Consider the following 18,881-nt stretch of genomic DNA (forward strand, 5'->3'; position numbering starts at 1 on the left):
AGAGACGCCATGTACCAGTATTTCATCGAGGGCCTGCAACGCCTCGGCCGGGCGCTGATGCTGCCCATCGCCATCCTGCCCATCGCCGGCCTGCTACTGCGCCTGGGTGACACCGACCTGCTGAACATCGCGATCATCCACGATGCCGGGCAGTCGATCTTCGGCAACCTGGCGCTGATCTTTGCCATCGGCATCGCCGTGGGCTTTGCCAAGGACAACAATGGCACCGCAGGGCTGGCCGGAGCCATCGGCTATCTGGTGATGATCTCGACCCTCAAGGTACTGGATGCCAGCATCAACATGGGCATGCTCGCCGGGATCATCAGCGGCCTGATGGCGGGTGCACTGTACAACCGCTTCAAGGACATCAAGCTGCCGGAGTACCTGGCATTCTTCGGCGGCCGGCGCTTCGTGCCGATCGCCACCGGCTTCACGGCCGTTGGCCTGGGGGTAGTGTTTGGCCTGATCTGGCCGCCGATCCAACACGGGATCAACAACTTCGGCCAGTTGCTGCTGGAAAGCGGCAGCTTCGGTGCCTTCGTCTTCGGCGTGTTCAACCGCCTGCTGATCGTCACCGGCCTGCACCACATCCTCAACAACATGGCCTGGTTCATCTTTGGCAGCTTCACCGACCCGGCCACCGGTGCGGTGGTTACCGGCGACCTGACCCGCTACTTCGCCGGCGACCCCAAGGGCGGCCAGTTCATGACCGGGATGTTCCCGATGATGCTGTTCGGCCTGCCCGCTGCGTGCCTGGCCATGTACCGCAACACCTTGCCGGAGCGGCGCAAGGTAATGGGCGGGATCTTCCTGTCCATGGCCCTGACCTCGTTCCTGACCGGGGTCACCGAGCCCATCGAATTCGCCTTCATGTTCCTCGCTCCGCTGTTGTATCTGCTGCACGCGTTGCTCACCGGGCTGGCCATGGCCCTGACCAATCTGCTGAATATCCACCTGGGGTTCACCTTCTCCGGTGGCGCCATCGACATGGCCCTGGGCTGGGGTCGCTCGACCAACGGCTGGAAGGTATTTCCGGTGGGGCTGCTGTATGCCGTGGTGTACTACCTGGTGTTCGACTTCTGTATCCGGCGCTTCAACCTCAAGACCCCGGGTCGCGAGGACAGCCCGTCCAGCGAAAAGACCGAGCTCAGTACCGACCAACTGGCCAGTGCCTATATCAAGGCCCTGGGCGGCGCAGCCAACCTGATCACGGTTGGTGCCTGCACCACTCGTCTGCGCCTGGAACTGGCGGATCGCAGCCGGGCCGCAGATGCGGAACTGAAGGCCTTGGGGGCCATGGCCGTAGTGCGCCCCGGCAAGGGTGGCAGCCTGCAAGTGGTGGTCGGACCGATGGCCGACAGCATTGCCGACGAAATCCGTCAGGCGTTGCCGACGTCGGCCAGCACCACGGTGCCCCCAACCCTTGAACCCGCCCCACGGCAGATCGACATTCCCGTACCGGAAGCACAGCAATGGCTCGACGCCCTCGGCGGCCGCGACAACCTGCTGCAGATGGACTGTGTAGCCCTGACCCGGTTGCGGGTGCAATTGAGTGACAGCCGGAGCTTGTCGGAGTCCACGCTCAAGGCACTGGGTTGCCAGGGCACACGGCGGCTGGAGGGAGACGTCTGGCATGTGCTGATTGGCGAAAAGGCCAGTGGCCTGCAGGTGGCGTTGCAGTCGCTGATGCACCAGGAGGTAAGTGCCGGGGCTTGAGGGTGCCTTGAGACACAAAAAAGCCCGCTGACCGTTTCCGGTTCAGCGGGCTTTTTATTGGTGAATAACCTCAGAACGCTTCCAGGCGCCAGACTTCATAGGCTGGCGTTTCGTAGGGATGACTCTGCTTGAGCGCCATCACCACCGAACGGATCAATTCATCGGCCACCACCAGCTCGACTTTCCACTCCTCCACCCGCTCCACCAGGCCGGCCTGCCCGAGAAACGGCTGACTGCCGTCCAACGGGCGAAACTGACCCTGGCCAAGCACCTGCCAGGCGCACTGGTCATAGTCGCCGATACGACCGCCACCGGCGGCGAATACGGCGTTCTTGACCTGCTCCACATGGCTGGGAGGCACGAAAAAGCTGAGCTTGTACATCAGCCTCAGTTCACCCAGACGCGGGCGTTGCGGAACATGCGCATCCACGCCGCATCTTCATTCCACTCTTCCGGACGCCAGGAGTTCTGCACGGCACGGAACACTCGCTCAGGGTGCGGCATCATGATGGTGACGCGGCCGTCGCGGCTGGTGAGACCGGTGATCCCGCGCGGCGAACCGTTCGGGTTGGCCGGATACTTCTCGGTCACTTTGCCGTGGTTGTCGACGAAGCGCAGGGCCACGCAGCCGGACAGATCGGCTTCGAGCAAGGCTTCCTCGCTTTCGAACTCAGCATGCCCTTCACCGTGAGCGATGGCGATCGGCATACGCGAACCGGCCATGCCCTGCAGGAAGATCGAGTTCGACTCCTGGACCTGAACCATCGCCACGCGCGCTTCGAACTGCTCGGAACGGTTGCGCACGAAGTGCGGCCAGAACTCGCTGCCCGGGATCAGCTCGTGCAGGTTGGACATCATCTGGCAACCGTTGCACACGCCAAGGGTGAAGGTGTCGTTACGCTCGAAGAAACCCTGGAAGGCATCACGGGCACGGCTGTTGAACAATGCCGACTTGGCCCAGCCCTCACCGGCACCCAGTACGTCGCCGTAGGAGAAGCCACCGCAGGCGACCATGCCCTTGAACTCGTTCAGGTCGACACGGCCGGCAAGAATGTCGCTCATGTGCACGTCGATCGCGTTGAAGCCGGCACGGTCAAATGCCGCCGCCATCTCCACCTGGCCGTTGACGCCCTGCTCACGCAGTACGGCAACCTGAGGACGTACACCTTTCTTGATATACGGTGCGGCGATGTCCTGGTTCACATCAAAGCCCAGCTTGACGCTCAGGCCCGGATTATCTTCTTCCAGCAGCACATCGAACTCTTGTTCGGCGCAGTCGGCGTTATCACGCAGACGCTGGATCTGGTAGCTGGTTTCAGCCCACTGGCGCTGCAGCAGACGACGCTCGCCGGCGAAGATGCTTTCGCCGTTGAACTCGATATCGATGTGGCCGTTGTTGACCGGCTGGCCGATCACCGCCACGCAGTCGCCCAGGCCGGCAGCGCTGAACTGGGCCAGTACGTCCGGAGTGGCATCCTGGCGAACCTGGATGACCGCACCCAGCTCTTCGTTGAACAGGATCGCTGCGATTTCGGCAGAAGTTTCTGCCAGGCCGTCGAGGTTCAGGCTCAGGCCACAGTGGCCAGCGAACGCCATTTCCACGGTGCTGACCAGCACACCACCGTCGGAACGGTCGTGGTAAGCCAGCAGGTGACCGTCGGCGTTGAGGCCCTGGATCACCGCGAAGAAGGCTTTGAGGTCTTCGGCGTCATCAACGTCCGGAGCCTGGTTGCCGAGCTTGCCGTGGGTCTGCGCGAGAATCGAGGCGCCCATGCGGTTCTGCCCGCGACCGAGGTCGATCAGGATCAGGTCGGTGATGCCCTTGTCCATGCGCAACTCTGGCGTCAGGGTCTGACGAATGTCAGCCACAGGCGCAAAGCCGGTCACGATCAGCGACAGCGGCGAAGTCACGCTCTTGTCTTCGCCTTCATCGCTCCAGCGGGTGGCCATGGACATCGAGTCCTTGCCCACCGGAATGGTCAGGCCGAGCTCAGGACACAGCTCCATGCCAACGGCTTTGACAGTGTCGTACAGACGCGCGTCTTCACCCGGGTGGCCGGCAGCGGACATCCAGTTGGCCGACAGCTTGATGTCGGAAATCTTGTTGATGCGCGAAGCGGCGATGTTGGTCAGGGTTTCGCCGATGGCCATGCGGCCCGACGCCGGAGCGTCCAGCAAGGCCAGCGGAGTACGCTCGCCCATGGCCATGGCTTCACCGGTGTAGACGTCGAAGCTGGTAGCGGTGACGGCAACGTCGGCTACCGGAACCTGCCATGGACCCACCATCTGGTCACGGGCCACGAGGCCGGTGATGGTGCGGTCACCGATGGTGATCAGGAAGCTCTTGCTGGCTACGGCCGGGTGATGCAGAACACGTTCAACGCAGTCAGCGATGTCCAGGGTCGACGGATCGAAGTCATCACCCAACTCGTTCTCGCGAACGGCCGAACGGTGCATGCGCGGCGCCTTGCCCAGCAGCACTTCGAGCGGCATGTCCACCGGACTGTTGCCGAAGTGGCTATCCGTGACCGTAAGTTGCGGCTCGGCAGTGGCTTCGCCGACTACCGCGAACGGGCAACGCTCACGCTCACAGATGGCTTTGAAACGCTCGAAATCAGCAGCGCCAACAGCCAGGACATAACGTTCCTGGGATTCGTTGGACCAGATTTCGTGCGGGGCCATGCCCGGCTCGTCGTTTGGAATATTGCGCAGTTCGAAACGGCCGCCACGATTGCCATCGTTGACCAGTTCCGGGAAGGCGTTGGACAAGCCACCCGCACCGACGTCATGGATGAAGCTGATGGGGTTGTTCTCACCCAATTGCCAGCAACGGTCGATGACTTCCTGGCAGCGGCGCTCCATTTCCGGGTTTTCGCGCTGTACCGAGGCGAAGTCCAGGTCTGCCGAGCTGGTGCCGGTGGCCATGGAAGAAGCAGCACCGCCGCCCAGGCCGATCAACATGGCCGGGCCACCCAGGACGATCAGCTTGGAGCCGACTTCGATCTCGCCTTTCTGTACGTGTTCGGCACGGATGTTACCCATGCCGCCCGCCAGCATGATCGGCTTGTGGTAGCCACGAACTTCGTCGCCACGTGGCGTGGTGATCGACTGTTCGAAGGTACGGAAATAACCGGTCAGGGCCGGACGGCCAAATTCGTTGTTGAACGCGGCGCCGCCCAGCGGGCCTTCGATCATGATGTCCAGCGCGGTGACGATGCGCTCGGGCTTGCCGTAAGGCACTTCCCAGGGCTGTTCAAAACCCGGGATCTGCAGGTTCGATACGGTGAACCCGGTCAGGCCGGCTTTGGGCTTGGCGCCACGACCGGTTGCACCTTCGTCGCGGATCTCGCCACCGGAACCGGTGGAGGCACCGGGGAACGGGGCAATCGCCGTCGGGTGGTTGTGGGTCTCGACTTTCATCAGGATGTGCACCGGTTCCTGCACCGCGCCGTACTGACGGGTCTCAGGGTCCGGGAAGAAACGACCGGCAACGTTACCGACGATCACCGAAGCGTTGTCCTTATAAGCGGACAGAACGCCTTCGCTGTGCATCTGGTAGGTGTTCTTGATCATGCCGAACAGGCTTTTTTCCTGGCTCTGGCCGTCGATATCCCAACTGGCGTTGAAAATCTTGTGGCGGCAGTGCTCGGAGTTGGCCTGGGCGAACATCATCAGTTCGATGTCGTGCGGGTTGCGCTTGAGGCCCTGGAAGGCCGTGACCAGATAGTCGATCTCGTCCTCGGCCAGTGCCAGGCCCAACTCGCTGTTGGCCTTTTCCAGGGCGGCGCGACCGCCGCCAAGGATGTCGATGGCCGTCAACGGCTTCGGCTCGGCATGGCTGAACAGGCCGGCAGCCTGTTCCAGGTTGCCCAGCACGATCTGGGTCATGCGGTCGTGCAGGACATCCGCGATCAGCTGCGCTTCAACATCGCTGAACTGGCCAGCAACGTAGAAAGCAATGCCGCGCTCCAGGCGCTGGATCTTGCTCAGGCCACAGTTGCGGGCAATGTCGCTGGCCTTGCTCGACCAGGGCGAGATGGTGCCGAAACGCGGCAACACCAGGAACAGACGCCCGGTCGGTTCTTGTACCGGTACGCTTGGGCCGTACTTCAGAAGGCGCGCAAGCACCTGCTGTTCGTCGCCGGTCAGGACGCCGGTGACTTCGGCGAAGTGAGCGAATTCAGCATACAAGCCACTGACAGCCGGTACGCATCGGCTCAGTTGCTCAAGGAGTTTGCTGTGGCGAAAGGCAGAAAGGGCAGGAGCGCCGCGCAGGATCAACATCTTCGGGACAGCCTCGGGAAGGGGGTGTGCTTTGAGGCCGTGCATTCTAACGTAAACCGCAGGCCTCGGCACTCGAAACGCTACGCCCAGGCGCCCCCGGACGTCGGCCCGGGTCCAGCGCCTTATAACAAAGGCTTATCGGGGTCATTGCGAAGGGTTATTTTAATCGTCACATTGGCGCCCGAAGCCCCATTCTTGAGGGCTGCAGGCGAGGTCGCCAATCGCTAGCAGACTGGGCCTTCACTGTCGAGATATGGCGGCCGTTATCCTTTGCGTATACTGCGCCAATGTTTTCCCCTATGGCTTTACGTCCGCGCTGCGCCAAGTGGCTCATCGTAACCGGACTCTTCCTGATGCTCGGCGCCTGTGTTGAAAAACCCAGCACCCTTGAGCGCGTAAAGGAGGATGGTGTGCTGCGGGTAATCACCCGCAACAGCCCCGCCACCTATTTTCAGGATCGCAACGGTGAGACCGGCTTCGAATACGAGCTGGTGAAGCGCTTTGCCGACGATCTGGGGGTCGAGCTGAAGATCGAGACCGCCGACAACCTTGACGACCTGTTCGACCAACTGGGCCAACCCAAGGGCCCGGTGCTGGCTGCCGCCGGCCTGGTGAGCAGCGAGCAGCGCAAGCAGCAAGTCAGGTTTTCCCACCCCTATCTGGAAGTCACCCCCCAGGTCATCTATCGCAACGGCCAGTCCCGCCCGACGACCGCCCAGGACCTGGTGGGCAAGCACATCATGGTGCTCAAGGGCAGCACCCACGCCGAGCAACTGGCGGAGCTCAAGCTCAAGTACCCCGGCATCGAATACGAAGAGTCGGACGCCGTCGAGGTGGTCGACCTGCTGCGCATGGTGGACGAAGGGCAGATCGACCTGACCCTGGTGGACTCCAATGAACTGGCGATGAACCAGGTGTACTTCCCCAACGTGCGGGTGGCCTTCGACCTCGGTGACGCCCGCAGTCAGAGCTGGGCGGTGGCCGCCGGCGACGACAACAGCCTGCTCAACGAGATCAACAGCTTCCTCGACAAGGTGGAGAAGAACGGCACCCTGCAACGCCTCAAGGACCGTTACTACGGTCACGTGGACGTGCTCGGCTACGTCGGTGCCTACACCTTTGCCCAACACCTGCAGCAGCGCCTGCCCAAGTACGAGAAACACTTCAAGACCTCGGCCAAGCAAGAGAAGCTCGACTGGCGCCTGCTGGCGGCCGTCGGCTACCAGGAATCCATGTGGCAGGCCGAGGTGACCTCCAAGACCGGCGTGCGCGGGCTGATGATGCTGACCCAGAACACTGCCCAGGCCATGGGCGTGTCCAACCGCCTGGACCCCAAGCAGAGCATCAGCGGCGGGGCCAAGTACCTGGCCTATATCAAGGAACAGCTGGACGACAAGATCGAGGAACCGGATCGCACCTGGTTTGCCCTCGCCGCATACAACGTCGGCACCGGCCACCTGGAAGACGCGCGCAAGCTGGCGCAGAAAGAAGGGTTGAGCCCGAACAAGTGGCTGGACGTGAAGAAGATGCTGCCGCGCCTGTCGCAGAAGCAGTGGTACAGCAAGACCCGCTACGGTTACGCCCGGGGCGGCGAGCCAGTGCATTTCGTCGCCAACATCCGCCGCTACTACGACATCCTCACCTGGGTGACTCAGCCACAGCTGGAAGGCGACCAGGTCGCCGAGGGCAACCTGCACGTGCCGGGAGTCAACAAGACCAAGCCGCCAGAAGAAAACCCGCCGCTTTAAAAGCATTCGCCGGCAAGCCGGCTCCTACAGAGGCGGTGTAGGAACCGGCTTAACGGCCAAGACCACTCAAGCCTTGGCCGCAGCCGCCAGGATCAACGCCTTCATCTCTGCCACAGCACCTTTGAAACCGACAAACAAAGCATGGGCCACCAAGGCGTGGCCGATGTTCAATTCGTTGATGCCCTTGATCGCTGCCACGGCCTCGACGTTGTGGTAATGCAGGCCGTGACCGGCATTGACGATCAAACCCTGCGCCACCCCCACGGCAACGCCATCGACAATGCGCTGCAGCTCCTCTGCCACTTCGCTCGGAGTCTGGGCATCGGCGTAACGCCCGGTGTGCAGCTCGATGGCCGGCGCACCGACCCGCTTGGAGGCTTCGATCTGGCGCTCGTCGGCGTCGATGAACAGCGACACTTCTGCGCCGATTTTCGACAGTCGCTCCACCGCCGCACTGATCCGTGCCTCCTGCCCTGCCACATCGAGGCCACCTTCGGTGGTCAGCTCCTGACGGGTTTCCGGCACCAGGCAAATGTGTGCCGGACGAATGCGTTCGGCAAAGGCCATCATCTCTTCGGTGACGCCCATCTCGAAGTTCATCCGCGTCTGCAACACATCCTTGAGCAACAGAACGTCGCGCTCCTGGATGTGCCGGCGATCTTCGCGCAGGTGCACGGTGATGCCGTCGGCGCCCGCCTCTTCCGCGTCCAGCGCTGCCTTGACCGGGTCAGGGTAACGGGTGCCTCGGGCCTGACGCAGGGTGGCAACGTGGTCGATGTTCACGCCAAGAAGAATGCGATTGCTGGTGCTCACGGAAGCGCTCCTGAATAAATGAAGATTCGGCGCACAGCATACGGGGAGAACAGGGTCTGTTGCCATTTGCTCATGAGTCGCGTTGCCCCAGCAGCCGCTGGAATGCCGCCACCAGCCAACCAGCGCTAACAGAACCTAGGGCTTGCGGAACAACTCGCGACTGACCAGCGGCCGGCCACCCAAGTGCACCGCCAGGGCTTGGCGCATCAAGCGCTTGGCCGCCGACAACGCGCCGGGCGCACTCCAGTCGGCTTCAGCCATGGCCAATAGTTCAGTGCCGTTGAACAACCCCGGCTGCAGCAGGAAAACCTGCTCCAGCCCGGCATCCACCTGCAGGCGGTACAGGCCATCGGCGGCGATGGGCGCGCCGTGGATATCGCTGTCCAGGGCAAAGCCATAGCCCAGGTCATCCAGCAGTCGCCATTCGAAGGCGCGCAGCAAGGGCTCCAGGGGACGACCTTCAGCCAAGGCCAACAAGGTCGCAGCGTAGTGATCGAACACCGCAGGATGGGGATCTTCCGCAGGCAGCAGGCGGATCAACAGCTCATTCAGATAGAGACCACTGAACAGCGCTTCGCCATTGAGCCAGGCGGCGATGCCGGCGCTCTCCATACGCCCGACATTCTTCAGTTCGCCACGGCCACGAAACTCGACTTCCAACGGCACGAAAGGTCGCGCCAGAGTTCCGGCCTTGCCCCGGGCACTGCGCAGTACTGCGCGCAAGCGACCCTGAGGGGTAAGGAAATCCACCAACGCGCTGCTTTCGCGGTAGGCGCGACTGTGCAGGACGTAAGCGAGTTGACCGACTGGGGCGTTGCTGGACATGGTTGCGAGGATTCTCAAGGGCAGAGAGGGAACCGAGTCCAAAAGGGGTGTAGAGCCTGTTCGCCGGCACGCCGGCTCCAACCGCAGGAGCCCGCTTGCCGGCGAAGGGTTTCAGAGGTCGCCGTAGCCCAGGGAGCGCAAGGCGCGCTCATCGTCGGACCAGCCACCCTTGACCTTGACCCAGAGGTTGAGCATGACCTTGGAATCGAACAACAGCTCCATGTCCTTGCGCGCTTCCATGCCAATGCGCTTGATCCGCTCACCCTTGTCGCCAATGATGATTTTCTTCTGGCCGTCACGCTCGACGAGAATCAAGGCATGGATATGCAGGGTCTTGCCCTGCTGCTTGAACTCTTCGATTTCCACGGTGATCTGGTACGGCAGCTCGGCGCCCAGCTGGCGCATGATCTTCTCGCGCACCAGTTCGGCGGCAAGGAAGCGGCTGCTGCGGTCGGTGATCTGGTCTTCCGGGAAGAAGTGATCGTTCTCCGGCAGGTGCTTGGCGATCAGGCCTTCCAGGGCTTCGAGGTTATGCCCCTGCTGGGCCGATACCGGAACGATCTCGGCATTCGGCAGTTGTTCCTGCAGCCAGGCCAGGTGCGGCATCAGATCAGCCTTGTCCTCGATGCGATCGGTCTTGTTGATCGCCAGGATCACCGGGCCCTGCACATACTGCACACGCTCGAGAACCAGCTGGTCCTCGTCGGTCCACTTGGTGCGGTCGACCACGAAAATCACCACGTCCACATCTTTCAAGGCCGCCGAGGCGGTCTTGTTCATGTAGCGGTTGAGAGCCTTCTCGTTGCTCTTGTGCATACCGGGGGTGTCGACGTAGATCGCCTGGATGGCGCCTTCGGTCTTGATCCCGAGCATGTTGTGACGAGTGGTCTGCGGCTTGCGCGAGGTGATCGCCAGCTTCTGGCCGAGGATGTGGTTGAGCAGCGTCGACTTGCCTACGTTGGGGCGGCCGACGATGGCGACATAGCCACAGCGTGTTGCGGTTGAATCAGTCATGGCCATTCTCCACGCCCAGGGCAATCAGTGCTGCAGCGGCCGCTACCTGTTCGGCAATGCGACGGCTCACACCTTGACCTCGGCTTTTTTCATTCAATAAGGTGACTTCACATTCAACGAAGAATGTCCGGCAGTGCGGCTCGCCCTGGATATCCACCACTTCATAGCGTGGCAGTTCACAGGCGCGGGACTGGAGGAACTCCTGCAGCCGGGTCTTGGGGTCCTTGTTGGTGTCCACCAGGGTCAGGCTCTCGAACTCCGAGGTCAGCCAGGCCAGTACGCGGTCACGGGCAGTTTCCATGCCGGCGTCCAGGTAGATTGCACCAATCAGGGCTTCCAGGGCATCGGCGAGGATCGACTCACGGCGGAAACCGCCACTCTTCAACTCACCGGAACCCAGTCGCAGGTATTCACCCAGGTCGAAACCACGGGCCAGTACCGCCAGTGTTTCACCTTTCACCAGGCGTGCGCGCAAACGCGACAGCTGGCCTTCGCGAGCCTGGGGAAAACGCTCGAACAGCGCTTCACCGGCGACGAAGTTGAGGATGGCATCACCGAGAAATTCCAGGCGTTCGTTGTTACGCCCGGCAAAACTGCGGTGAGTGAGGGCCAGGAGCATCAGTTCCTGGTCCTTGAAGGTATAACCGAGCTGACGCTCGAGACGGCTCAAAGAAACGCTCACGGTTTACCCACGCTGATTTCGTCACCGAAATTCGCCATGCTAGGGGCCGCGCACGAGGTGCGGGTGGCAATTAACGCTGTGTTCAAATCCACATCCTGAATATCGTTGACTGCATGCATCTGGCAATGCGCCTGCTACGGACTGCTTGAAGGCAAGACCGTTTTATACAAGAGCCAGAAAAGCATTCGGCGCTGTGTTCAACAGCGCCGCGTGTGATTACTTGATCAGGCCAACCCGCGAAAAATTCGGCAGGTGGCTGAGTTTCGGTTCGGGCCAGCTCATCCAGACGGCGAAGGCCTTGCCGACGATATTCTTGTCGGGAACCATGCCCAGCAGGTCCTTGGGAATACTCGGATCGTCCCAGTAGCGGCTGTCGTTGGAGTTGTCGCGGTTGTCGCCCATCATGAAGTAGTGCCCGGCGGGAACCACCCACTGACCTTCGGTCGGGGCGTGGTAGCGGCTCATCTCTTTGCGAATCAGGTGCTCGACTTCGCCGAGTTTTTCCTTGTACAGCTCTGCGCTGCCCAGGCTCCCTGGCTGGGAGCCCACCAACAGCTCAGCCACCGGCTGGCCATTGATGAACAGGTGCTTGTCGCTGGTGTAGCGCACCTGATCACCCGGCAGGCCGACTACACGCTTGATGTAGTTGACGTTCGGGTCACTTGGATAGCGAAACACCATCACGTCGCCGCGCTTCGGATCACCGACTTCGATGACTTTCTTGTCGATCACCGGCAGGCGGATCCCGTAAGAAAACTTGTTCACCAAGATGAAGTCGCCCACATCCAGGGTGGGCATCATCGAACCTGAAGGGATCTGAAACGGCTCCACCAGGAACGATCGCAGCACCAGGACGATAAACAGCACTGGAAAGAACGACTTGCCGTATTCAACCAGCAAGGGTTCCTTGTTCAGCTTCTCGACCACCAGCCCGTCCGGCTGGCTGACGCTGCCCTGATAGTTGGCAATGGCTGCGCGCCGACGCGGTGCCAGAAGCACCAGGTCGAGCAACGCCAAGAAACCGCATACGAAGACAGCGATGACCAGCAACAGCGGGAAATTTAGTGACATAGGACCTAACTATCCAACCTGAGCACAGCAAGGAAGGCTTCTTGTGGAATTTCCACGTTACCCACTTGCTTCATGCGTTTTTTACCGGCCTTTTGCTTTTCCAACAGCTTGCGCTTACGGCTCACGTCGCCGCCATAGCATTTGGCCAGTACGTTCTTTCTGAGTGCCTTGACGGAGGTCCGCGCAATGATCTGCCCGCCAATGGCGGCCTGGATCGCGACGTCGAACATCTGGCGCGGAATCAGCTCTTTCATCTTCTCGGTCAACTGGCGACCTTTGTAGTGCGCGTTGTCCTTGTGCACGATCAGCGCCAGGGCGTCGACCTTGTCGCCGTTGATCAGCACATCCAGCTTCACCAGATTAGCTGACTGATAGCGATCGAAATGATAATCCAGCGACGCATAACCACGACTGGTGGATTTGAGACGATCGAAGAAGTCCAGGACCACTTCGTTCATCGGCAAATCATAGGTCACCTGGACCTGGCTGCCGAGGAACAGCATGTCGTGCTGCACGCCACGTTTTTCGATACACAGGGTAATGACGTTACCCAAGTGCTCTTGCGGCACAAGAATATTGGCGCGAACGATGGGCTCGCGCATATCGTCAATGGACGAGAGGTCTGGAAGCTTGGACGGGTTATCGACATAAATCGTTTCGCCGGACTTCAGCAACAGCTCGAAAATAACGGTTGGCGCCGTGGTAATCAGGTCCAGGTCGTATTCGCGCTCCAGGCGCTCCTGGATGATTTCCATGTGCAGCATGCCGAGGAACCCGCAACGGAAGCCGAAGCCCAGCGCATCGGAGCTTTCCGGGGTGTACTGCAGCGACGAGTCGTTGAGGGTGAGCTTCTGCAGGGCTTCACGGAAGTCTTCGAAATCGTCGGAGCTGACCGGGAACAGGCCCGCATAAACCTGCGGCTGGATGCGCTTGAAGCCAGGCAACACGTCAACGTCAGGAGTAGAGCTCAGGGTCAGGGTGTCACCCACCGGTGCCCCGTGAATGTCCTTGATGCCGGCAATGATGAAACCCACTTCACCCGCCTTGAGGTCGGCGGTGGCGGTGTGTTTCGGGTTGAATACGCCGACGCTGTCCACCAAGTGGATCTTGCCGGTGGATTTAACCAGGATCTTGTCGCCCTTCTTCACCCGGCCATGACGTACACGCACCAGGGAGACAACGCCCAGATAGTTGTCGAACCAGGAGTCGATGATCAACGCTTGCAGCGGATCTTCGATGTTGCCGGTCGGAGCTGGAATGGTGCTCACCAGGCGTTCGAGCACCTCGTCCACGCCCAGGCCGGTCTTGGCGCTACAGGTCACGGCGTCGGTGGCATCAATACCGATGATCTTCTCGATCTCTTCCTTGACCCGCTCTGGATCGGCCTGTGGCAGGTCGATCTTGTTCAGCACCGGCATCACCTCGAGGCCTTGCTCGATGGCGGTGTAGCAGTTGGCAACCGATTGGGCTTCAACGCCCTGGCCGGCGTCGACCACCAGCAGAGCACCTTCACAGGCCGCCAGGGACCGGCTGACTTCATAGGTGAAGTCCACGTGGCCCGGGGTATCAATGAAGTTCAACTGGTAGTTGATGCCGTCTTTGGCTTTGTAATAGAGGGTAACGCTGTGGGCCTTGATGGTGATCCCGCGTTCACGCTCAAGGTCCATGGAGTCCAGAACCTGGGCTTCCATTTCGCGCTCGGCCAGGCCGCCGCACATCTGGATGAAGCGATCGGCCAGAGTCGACTTGCCATGGTCAATGTGGGCGATGATGGAGAAATTGCGGATATGACTCAAATCACTCACGGATGAACACTCAAAAAGGCTGCAGGCATGGCCCGCCGAAAAATAGCCGGGAATTGTACCTGATACTCGGCACAAGCGTCACGCTCGCCGGTCAGCGCTTGTCAAATGCAAAAACGCCCCGATCCAGGGATCGGGGCGTCGCGCTAAACACCTGGTAAAACCGCTGAATCAGCCGGCTCGGCGCAACATCCAGAAGCCGGCGACAGCACAGATACCCGCCGGTACCAGCACCGCGAACAGCGGCGAAAAGCCGAACACCAGGCTCGAAGGGCCCAGCAGGTCCTGGGCAATACGGAAGGTGAAGCCCACCAGGACGCCGGTAAACACCCGCTGACCGAGGGTCACCGAACGCAGCGGACCGAAAATGAAGGAAATCGCCATCAACACCAGCGCCGCAGTGACCAGCGGCTGCAGAACCTTGACCCAGAATGCCAGCCAGTAGCGGCCGTTGTTCAGGCCCTGATCGGCCAGGTAGTGGATGTAGCCCCACAGGCCACTGATGGACAGCGACTCTGGCGCCATGACTACGGTGCTCAGCAATTGCGGGCTCAAAGCCACGTCCCAGCGCTCTTCAGGCACTTTGATGACTTCGGTATGACCGTCGCGGAAGTAGGTGGTGGTGACGTCGGTCAGCTGCCAGTAGTTCTCGTGGAAGCGCGCCTGGCGAGAGAAGCTCGACGACAGCATGTGGCGCTGGCCATCGAAGTGGTAACGGGTCACGCCATACAGCAGGCCGTTGGGCTGCACCGCGTTGATGTGGATGAACTCATCACCCTGGCGATGCCACAGACCATGCTTGGAGCTCTGCGCATCGCCAGAACCCTGGGCCAAGGCACGACTGGCCTGGGCTTGGGTCTCGGTGGCCGGAGCCACGTATTCGCCTACCAGCACACCCACCAGCATCAGCACCAGCATCGGCTTCATCACCGACCAGACGATACGGCCGACCGAGACACCGGCGGCACGCATGATGGTCAACTCGCTGTTGCTGGCCAAGGTACCGAGACCGATCAAGCAGCCAATCAGGCCGGCCATCGGCAGCATTTCATAGACCCGACGCGGCGCGGTGAGAACCACGTAGCTGAGGACATCGATCACGGTATAGGTGTCGCTGACATTGCCCATTTCATCGATAAAGGCAAACAGCGAGGCCAACCCGAGGATGATCCCCAGGACCGCAAGAATGGCCATGAACACACTGCTACCAATGTAGCGATCAAGCTTAACCACGAGCCATCTCCTTCATGCTGCGACGACTCGCCAATTTCAAACGCAAGGGTTCCCAGTACATCAGTCCCAGGCCGATCACCAGGAACAGAACGTGGACCCACCACAGACCCAGAGCGGGCGAAATCTTGCCTTTCTCCAGCGCACCGCGCACGGCAATCAGGATGGTCAGGTAAGCCATATAAAGAAGGATCGCCGGAATCAGCTTGAGGAAGCGGCCCTGGCGCGGATTGACCCGGGACAGCGGCACCGCCATCAAGGTCACGATAAACACCAGCAACGGCAGGGAAAGACGCCATTGCAACTCGGCGCGAGCCCGCAGGTCATCCTTGCCGATCAGGTCGGCGGTAGGCATGGCGTCACGGTCGGTGACTTCGTCGCTGATGTCCGGCCGTTCCAGCAATACGCCGTAGGTATCGTATTTGATCACCCGGTAGTTGGCCTCGCCCGGATTGCCGTCATAGCGATAGCCGTTCTCCAGGATCAGGTAGCGGTTGCCGTCGGGACGAATGTCCTGATGGCCCTTCTCGGCCACCAGCACCGAAATGCCCTGGTCCTTCTTCTCTTGGTTCAGGCGCTTCTCGGAGATGAACACCCCGGAAAGGTTGGCCCGGTCATCAGACAGCTGCTCGGTATAGGTCACCCGAGTGCCGTCGTTCAGCGCTTGGAAGCGGCCCGCCACCAGGGTGTCGAACTCGGTCAGGGCATCCTGCTTGTTCAGCAGCAACTGGAACTGGTTGGCCCCCTGGGGCGCCAGGCTCAGGCTCAACCAAGCCACCAGCAGGGCTACCAGGGTGGCCGGGATCATGGTCAGGCCCAGCAGGCGCTGCTGGCTCATGCCAGTAGCCGACAGCACGGTCATCTCGCTTTCGAGATAGAGCCGGCCATAAGCCAGCAAGATGCCGAGGAACAGCCCCAAAGGCAGGATCAGCTGCAAGAAGCCTGGCAAACGAAAACCCATGACCAGGAACAGCGAGCCCGGATCCAGGGCTCCCGAGGCGGCTTGGGCGAGAAACTTGACGAGGCGCCCGCTCATGATGATGACCAGCAGCACCGCGCTCACGGCACTCAGGGTCAACAGGACTTCGCGGGACAGATAACGAAAGACGATCAAACCAGACACTCCAGGGTTGTCAGGCTAAGGCGGCCGAACAAGCAAACGTATCGAGCCGGCCCCAGACACAGGGCCGCCGAAAAAAGATGGCGCATTATCCTGTGATTGCGCGCGCCTGTCACGGAGGATGCTCACCCAACGCTCCAAAGCAGCGAACTTGGCCAAGACGAGGGTTGTCAGTCGCAAGCAGCGAGGTTCAAACTGGCGGCTTTGTCGTCGGCAGCATGCGACGTCTTCTTCTATATAGATAAGCCACGCGCCGGAGTCTTTCCTGCGCTCTTTGACCATTTATTCAGGGACCCAGACATGGAACTGGTTGTAAAAAGCGTTAGCCCGGAAACGTTGAAGACCGCCACTCTGGTGGTCGCCATTGGCGAAGGCCGCAAACTCGGCAACGTTGCCAAGCAACTCGACGAACTCAGCGGTGGCGCTATCAGCGCGGTGCTCAAGCGCGGCGACCTGGCCGGCAAGGTCGGCCAGAGCCTGCTGCTGCACGGCGTGGCCAAGCTCAAGGCCGAGCGCGTACTGCTGGTAGGCACCGGCAAGGATGGCGAACTGGGCGACCGCCCGTTCCGCAAGATCATCAGCGGCGTGCTCGCCACCCTCAAGGGCCTGGGCGGCAGCGACGCCGTGCTGGCACTGGATGAGGTCGTGGTCAAGGGCCGCGACAGCTACGGCAAGACCCGCCTGCTGGCAGAAACCCTGGTGGACGGTGGTTATGTCTTCGACCGCTACAAGAGCCAGAAGGCCGAACCTCGCGCCCTGAAGAAAATCACCCTGCTGACCATCAAGGCCGCCGAGGCCGAAGTCCAGCGCGGCGTGACCCACGCCCAGGCCATCGCCAACGGCATGGCCTTTACCCGCGACTTGGGCAACCAGCCGCCGAACGTCTGCCACCCGACTTTCCTGGGTGAACAGGCCAAGGCCCTGGGCAAGGAGTTCAAGGGTCTGAAAGTCGAAGTCCTCGACGAGAAGAAGATCAAGGAACTGGGCATGGGCTCGTTCTATGCCGTGGGCCAAGGCAGCGACCAGCCGCCACGCCTGATCGTCATGCAATACAACGGCGGCAAGAAGTCCGAGAAACCCTACGCCCTGGTGGGCAAGGGCATCACCTTCGACACCGGCGGCATCAGCCTCAAGCCGGGCGCCGGCATGGACGAAATGAAGTACGACATGGGCGGCGCTGCCAGCGTGTTCGGCACCCTGCGTGCAGTGCTGGAACTGAAGCTGCCGATCAACCTGGTGTGCATCCTCGCCTGCGCCGAAAACATGCCCAGCGGTGGCGCTGCGCGTCCTGGCGACATTGTCACCACCATGAGCGGGCAGACCGTGGAAATCCTCAACACCGACGCCGAAGGCCGCCTGGTGCTGTGCGATGCCCTGACCTATGCCGAGCGCTTCAAGCCTCAGGCAGTGATCGATATCGCCACCCTGACCGGCGCCTGCGTGGTCGCCCTGGGTGCCCACACCTCGGGCCTGCTGGGCAACAATGACGAGCTGATCGGCCAACTGCTCAGCGCCGGCCAGCAAGCCGACGACCGCGCCTGGCAGCTGCCGCTGTTCGATGAGTACCAGGAGCAACTGGACAGCCCATTCGCCGACATCGCCAACATCGGCGGCCCCAAAGCCGGGACCATCACCGCTGCGTGCTTCCTCTCGCGCTTTACCAAGAACCTGAACTGGGCGCACCTGGATATCGCCGGTACTGCCTGGACCAGCGGCGGCAAGGACAAGGGCGCCACCGGCCGTCCCGTGCCCCTGTTGACCCAATACCTGCTGGACCGCGCCAAAGCCTGAAAACCATGACCGCGGAGGGCGTCGCTCGAAGGCGCCGCCCTCTCCGGCTCAGGAACCCCAATGACCAAAGTCGACTTCTATATTCTTCCCAGCGCGGACCCTGCGGCGCGCCTGGATTTTGCCTGCAAGCTCACCGATAAAGCCTGGCGCATGGGCCATCGCATCTACCTGCATTGCAGCGATGCCGCGCAACGAGACGAACTTGATGCCCGCCTGTGGCGCTTCAAGGGTGAAGCGTTCGTCCCCCACGGCCCGGCGGAAAGCGAACCTGAAGGCCTGATCGTACTCGGCCTGGGCCAGGACCCTGGCGAGCACAACGATCTGCTGGTGAACCTGGATTTGAAAGTCCCTTCCTTCGCCCAGCGTTTCGCCCGGATTGCCGAGGTGGTGGTGGAAGATCCGACTATTCGTCAGGCTGCCCGCGAGAGTTTCCGTTTCTATCGCGAACAGGGCTATCCTCTGCAAGATCACCGTTTACAGCGACTCTGAGCACCCGATGGACACTCCCAATCCTCTGCAAAAGCCCGCGCACCTGCTGGACGACCTCGAGTCGATCCGCCAACTGCTCGGCGATGACAACCTGCAACCGCCACTGCTCACCGAAACGGTCAGCAGTGAAGTACAGATTCCCCTGCTGTTCGACATGGTGGGCAATCAACCTCCTGCCCCAGCCGAACCTGAGCCGGCAGTAAAGGCCAAGCCACAACCGGCACCCGCCCCGGTTCAAGCGCTGTTTCTTATACCCATCTGACGCTGCCGACGAATAGCCCTGTTTAGATTTCCGG

The 18,881-nt window shown here is 61.1% G+C and carries 14 protein-coding genes and 1 pseudogene; 5 read left to right on the forward strand and 10 right to left on the reverse strand.

The genetic code is table 11. The features are described from left to right. Positions 1-9: 9 nt before the first annotated feature. Positions 10-1,716, forward strand: a complete 1,707-nt coding sequence (nagE, locus tag GV819_RS21495; protein ID WP_161758058.1) for an N-acetylglucosamine-specific PTS transporter subunit IIBC — start codon at positions 10-12, stop codon at positions 1,714-1,716. Positions 1,717-1,786: 70 nt separating this feature from the next. On the opposite strand, the gene GV819_RS21500 is transcribed toward nagE, so the two are convergent. Both GV819_RS21500 and purL read right to left on the reverse strand, forming a co-directional pair. Then, entirely contained in the window at positions 1,787-2,098 is a 312-nt protein-coding gene (locus GV819_RS21500; RefSeq protein ID WP_161758075.1) for a Nif3-like dinuclear metal center hexameric protein, read from the reverse strand. Positions 2,099-2,103: 5 nt separating this feature from the next. Then, positions 2,104-6,000: a phosphoribosylformylglycinamidine synthase gene (gene purL, locus GV819_RS21505; RefSeq protein WP_161758059.1), complete on the reverse strand. Its 3,897-nt coding sequence runs from the start codon at positions 5,998-6,000 to the stop codon at positions 2,104-2,106. Between the two features lie 287 nt (positions 6,001-6,287). On the opposite strand from purL, the gene mltF reads away from it, so the two are divergent. After that, positions 6,288-7,748: a membrane-bound lytic murein transglycosylase MltF gene (gene mltF, locus GV819_RS21510; protein ID WP_161758060.1), complete on the forward strand. Its 1,461-nt coding sequence runs from the start codon at positions 6,288-6,290 to the stop codon at positions 7,746-7,748. Between the two features lie 66 nt (positions 7,749-7,814). Here mltF and pdxJ read toward each other — a convergent pair whose 3' ends face one another. The 8 genes from pdxJ to lptF form a co-directional block, all read right to left on the reverse strand. Further along, on the reverse strand, positions 7,815-8,561 hold the full coding sequence (gene pdxJ, locus GV819_RS21515) for a pyridoxine 5'-phosphate synthase (protein ID WP_161758061.1): 747 nt from the start codon (positions 8,559-8,561) through the stop codon (positions 7,815-7,817). A 135-nt stretch (positions 8,562-8,696) separates the two neighbouring features. After that, entirely contained in the window at positions 8,697-9,386 is a 690-nt protein-coding gene (gene recO, locus GV819_RS21520) for a DNA repair protein RecO (RefSeq protein ID WP_161758062.1), read from the reverse strand. Positions 9,387-9,497: 111 nt separating this feature from the next. Then, entirely contained in the window at positions 9,498-10,400 is a 903-nt protein-coding gene (gene era, locus GV819_RS21525; RefSeq protein ID WP_161758063.1) for a GTPase Era, read from the reverse strand. After that, positions 10,393-11,082, reverse strand: a complete 690-nt coding sequence (gene rnc / locus GV819_RS21530) for a ribonuclease III (RefSeq protein ID WP_161758064.1) — start codon at positions 11,080-11,082, stop codon at positions 10,393-10,395. Before rnc ends, era begins: the two co-directional genes overlap by 8 nt. A gap of 216 nt (positions 11,083-11,298) precedes the next feature. Beyond that, the gene (gene lepB, locus GV819_RS21535) at positions 11,299-12,153 is read right to left on the reverse strand and encodes a signal peptidase I (RefSeq protein ID WP_161758065.1); all 855 of its coding nucleotides are present in this window, start codon (positions 12,151-12,153) and stop codon (positions 11,299-11,301) included. A gap of 5 nt (positions 12,154-12,158) precedes the next feature. Next, a complete protein-coding gene (gene lepA, locus GV819_RS21540; RefSeq protein ID WP_161758066.1) occupies positions 12,159-13,958 on the reverse strand; it encodes a translation elongation factor 4 in 1,800 nt (599 codons plus the stop codon). Between the two features lie 168 nt (positions 13,959-14,126). Further along, complete coding sequence (gene lptG, locus GV819_RS21545) at positions 14,127-15,188, reverse strand: LPS export ABC transporter permease LptG (RefSeq protein WP_161758067.1); 1,062 nt, start codon at positions 15,186-15,188, stop codon at positions 14,127-14,129. Then, entirely contained in the window at positions 15,181-16,299 is a 1,119-nt protein-coding gene (lptF, locus tag GV819_RS21550; protein WP_161758068.1) for an LPS export ABC transporter permease LptF, read from the reverse strand. Before lptF ends, lptG begins: the two co-directional genes overlap by 8 nt. A gap of 306 nt (positions 16,300-16,605) precedes the next feature. Here lptF and GV819_RS21555 point away from each other — a divergent pair, with 306 nt between their 5' ends. The 3 genes and pseudogenes from GV819_RS21555 to GV819_RS21565 all read left to right on the forward strand — a co-directional run. Continuing rightward, entirely contained in the window at positions 16,606-18,096 is a 1,491-nt protein-coding gene (locus GV819_RS21555) for a leucyl aminopeptidase (protein WP_161758069.1), read from the forward strand. A gap of 60 nt (positions 18,097-18,156) precedes the next feature. Then, positions 18,157-18,585, forward strand: a complete 429-nt coding sequence (locus GV819_RS21560) for a DNA polymerase III subunit chi (RefSeq protein WP_161758070.1) — start codon at positions 18,157-18,159, stop codon at positions 18,583-18,585. A 7-nt stretch (positions 18,586-18,592) separates the two neighbouring features. Continuing rightward, a pseudogene (locus tag GV819_RS21565) lies at positions 18,593-18,823 on the forward strand (DNA polymerase III subunit chi); the annotation flags it as partial. Between the last annotated feature and the right edge of the window lie 58 nt (positions 18,824-18,881).

Origin of the sequence: Pseudomonas sp. Fl5BN2, from assembly GCF_009908205.1 — a bacterium.
In the GTDB taxonomy this organism is placed as follows: Bacteria; Pseudomonadota; Gammaproteobacteria; order Pseudomonadales; family Pseudomonadaceae; genus Aquipseudomonas.

What these genes read in the sequence shown, in the direction of transcription:
- mltF (WP_161758060.1), top strand. Translation starts at nt 6,288, where the DNA reads ATGTTTTCCCCTATGGCTTTACGTCCGCGCTGCGCCAAGTGGCTCATC.
- purL (WP_161758059.1), bottom strand. Translation starts at nt 6,000, where the DNA reads ATGTTGATCCTGCGCGGCGCTCCTGCCCTTTCTGCCTTTCGCCACAGC.
- GV819_RS21555 (WP_161758069.1), top strand. Translation starts at nt 16,606, where the DNA reads ATGGAACTGGTTGTAAAAAGCGTTAGCCCGGAAACGTTGAAGACCGCC.
- GV819_RS21500 (WP_161758075.1), bottom strand. Translation starts at nt 2,098, where the DNA reads ATGTACAAGCTCAGCTTTTTCGTGCCTCCCAGCCATGTGGAGCAGGTC.
- nagE (WP_161758058.1), top strand. Translation starts at nt 10, where the DNA reads ATGTACCAGTATTTCATCGAGGGCCTGCAACGCCTCGGCCGGGCGCTG.
- lepB (WP_161758065.1), bottom strand. Translation starts at nt 12,153, where the DNA reads ATGTCACTAAATTTCCCGCTGTTGCTGGTCATCGCTGTCTTCGTATGC.
- era (WP_161758063.1), bottom strand. Translation starts at nt 10,400, where the DNA reads ATGACTGATTCAACCGCAACACGCTGTGGCTATGTCGCCATCGTCGGC.
- GV819_RS21560 (WP_161758070.1), top strand. Translation starts at nt 18,157, where the DNA reads ATGACCAAAGTCGACTTCTATATTCTTCCCAGCGCGGACCCTGCGGCG.
- recO (WP_161758062.1), bottom strand. Translation starts at nt 9,386, where the DNA reads ATGTCCAGCAACGCCCCAGTCGGTCAACTCGCTTACGTCCTGCACAGT.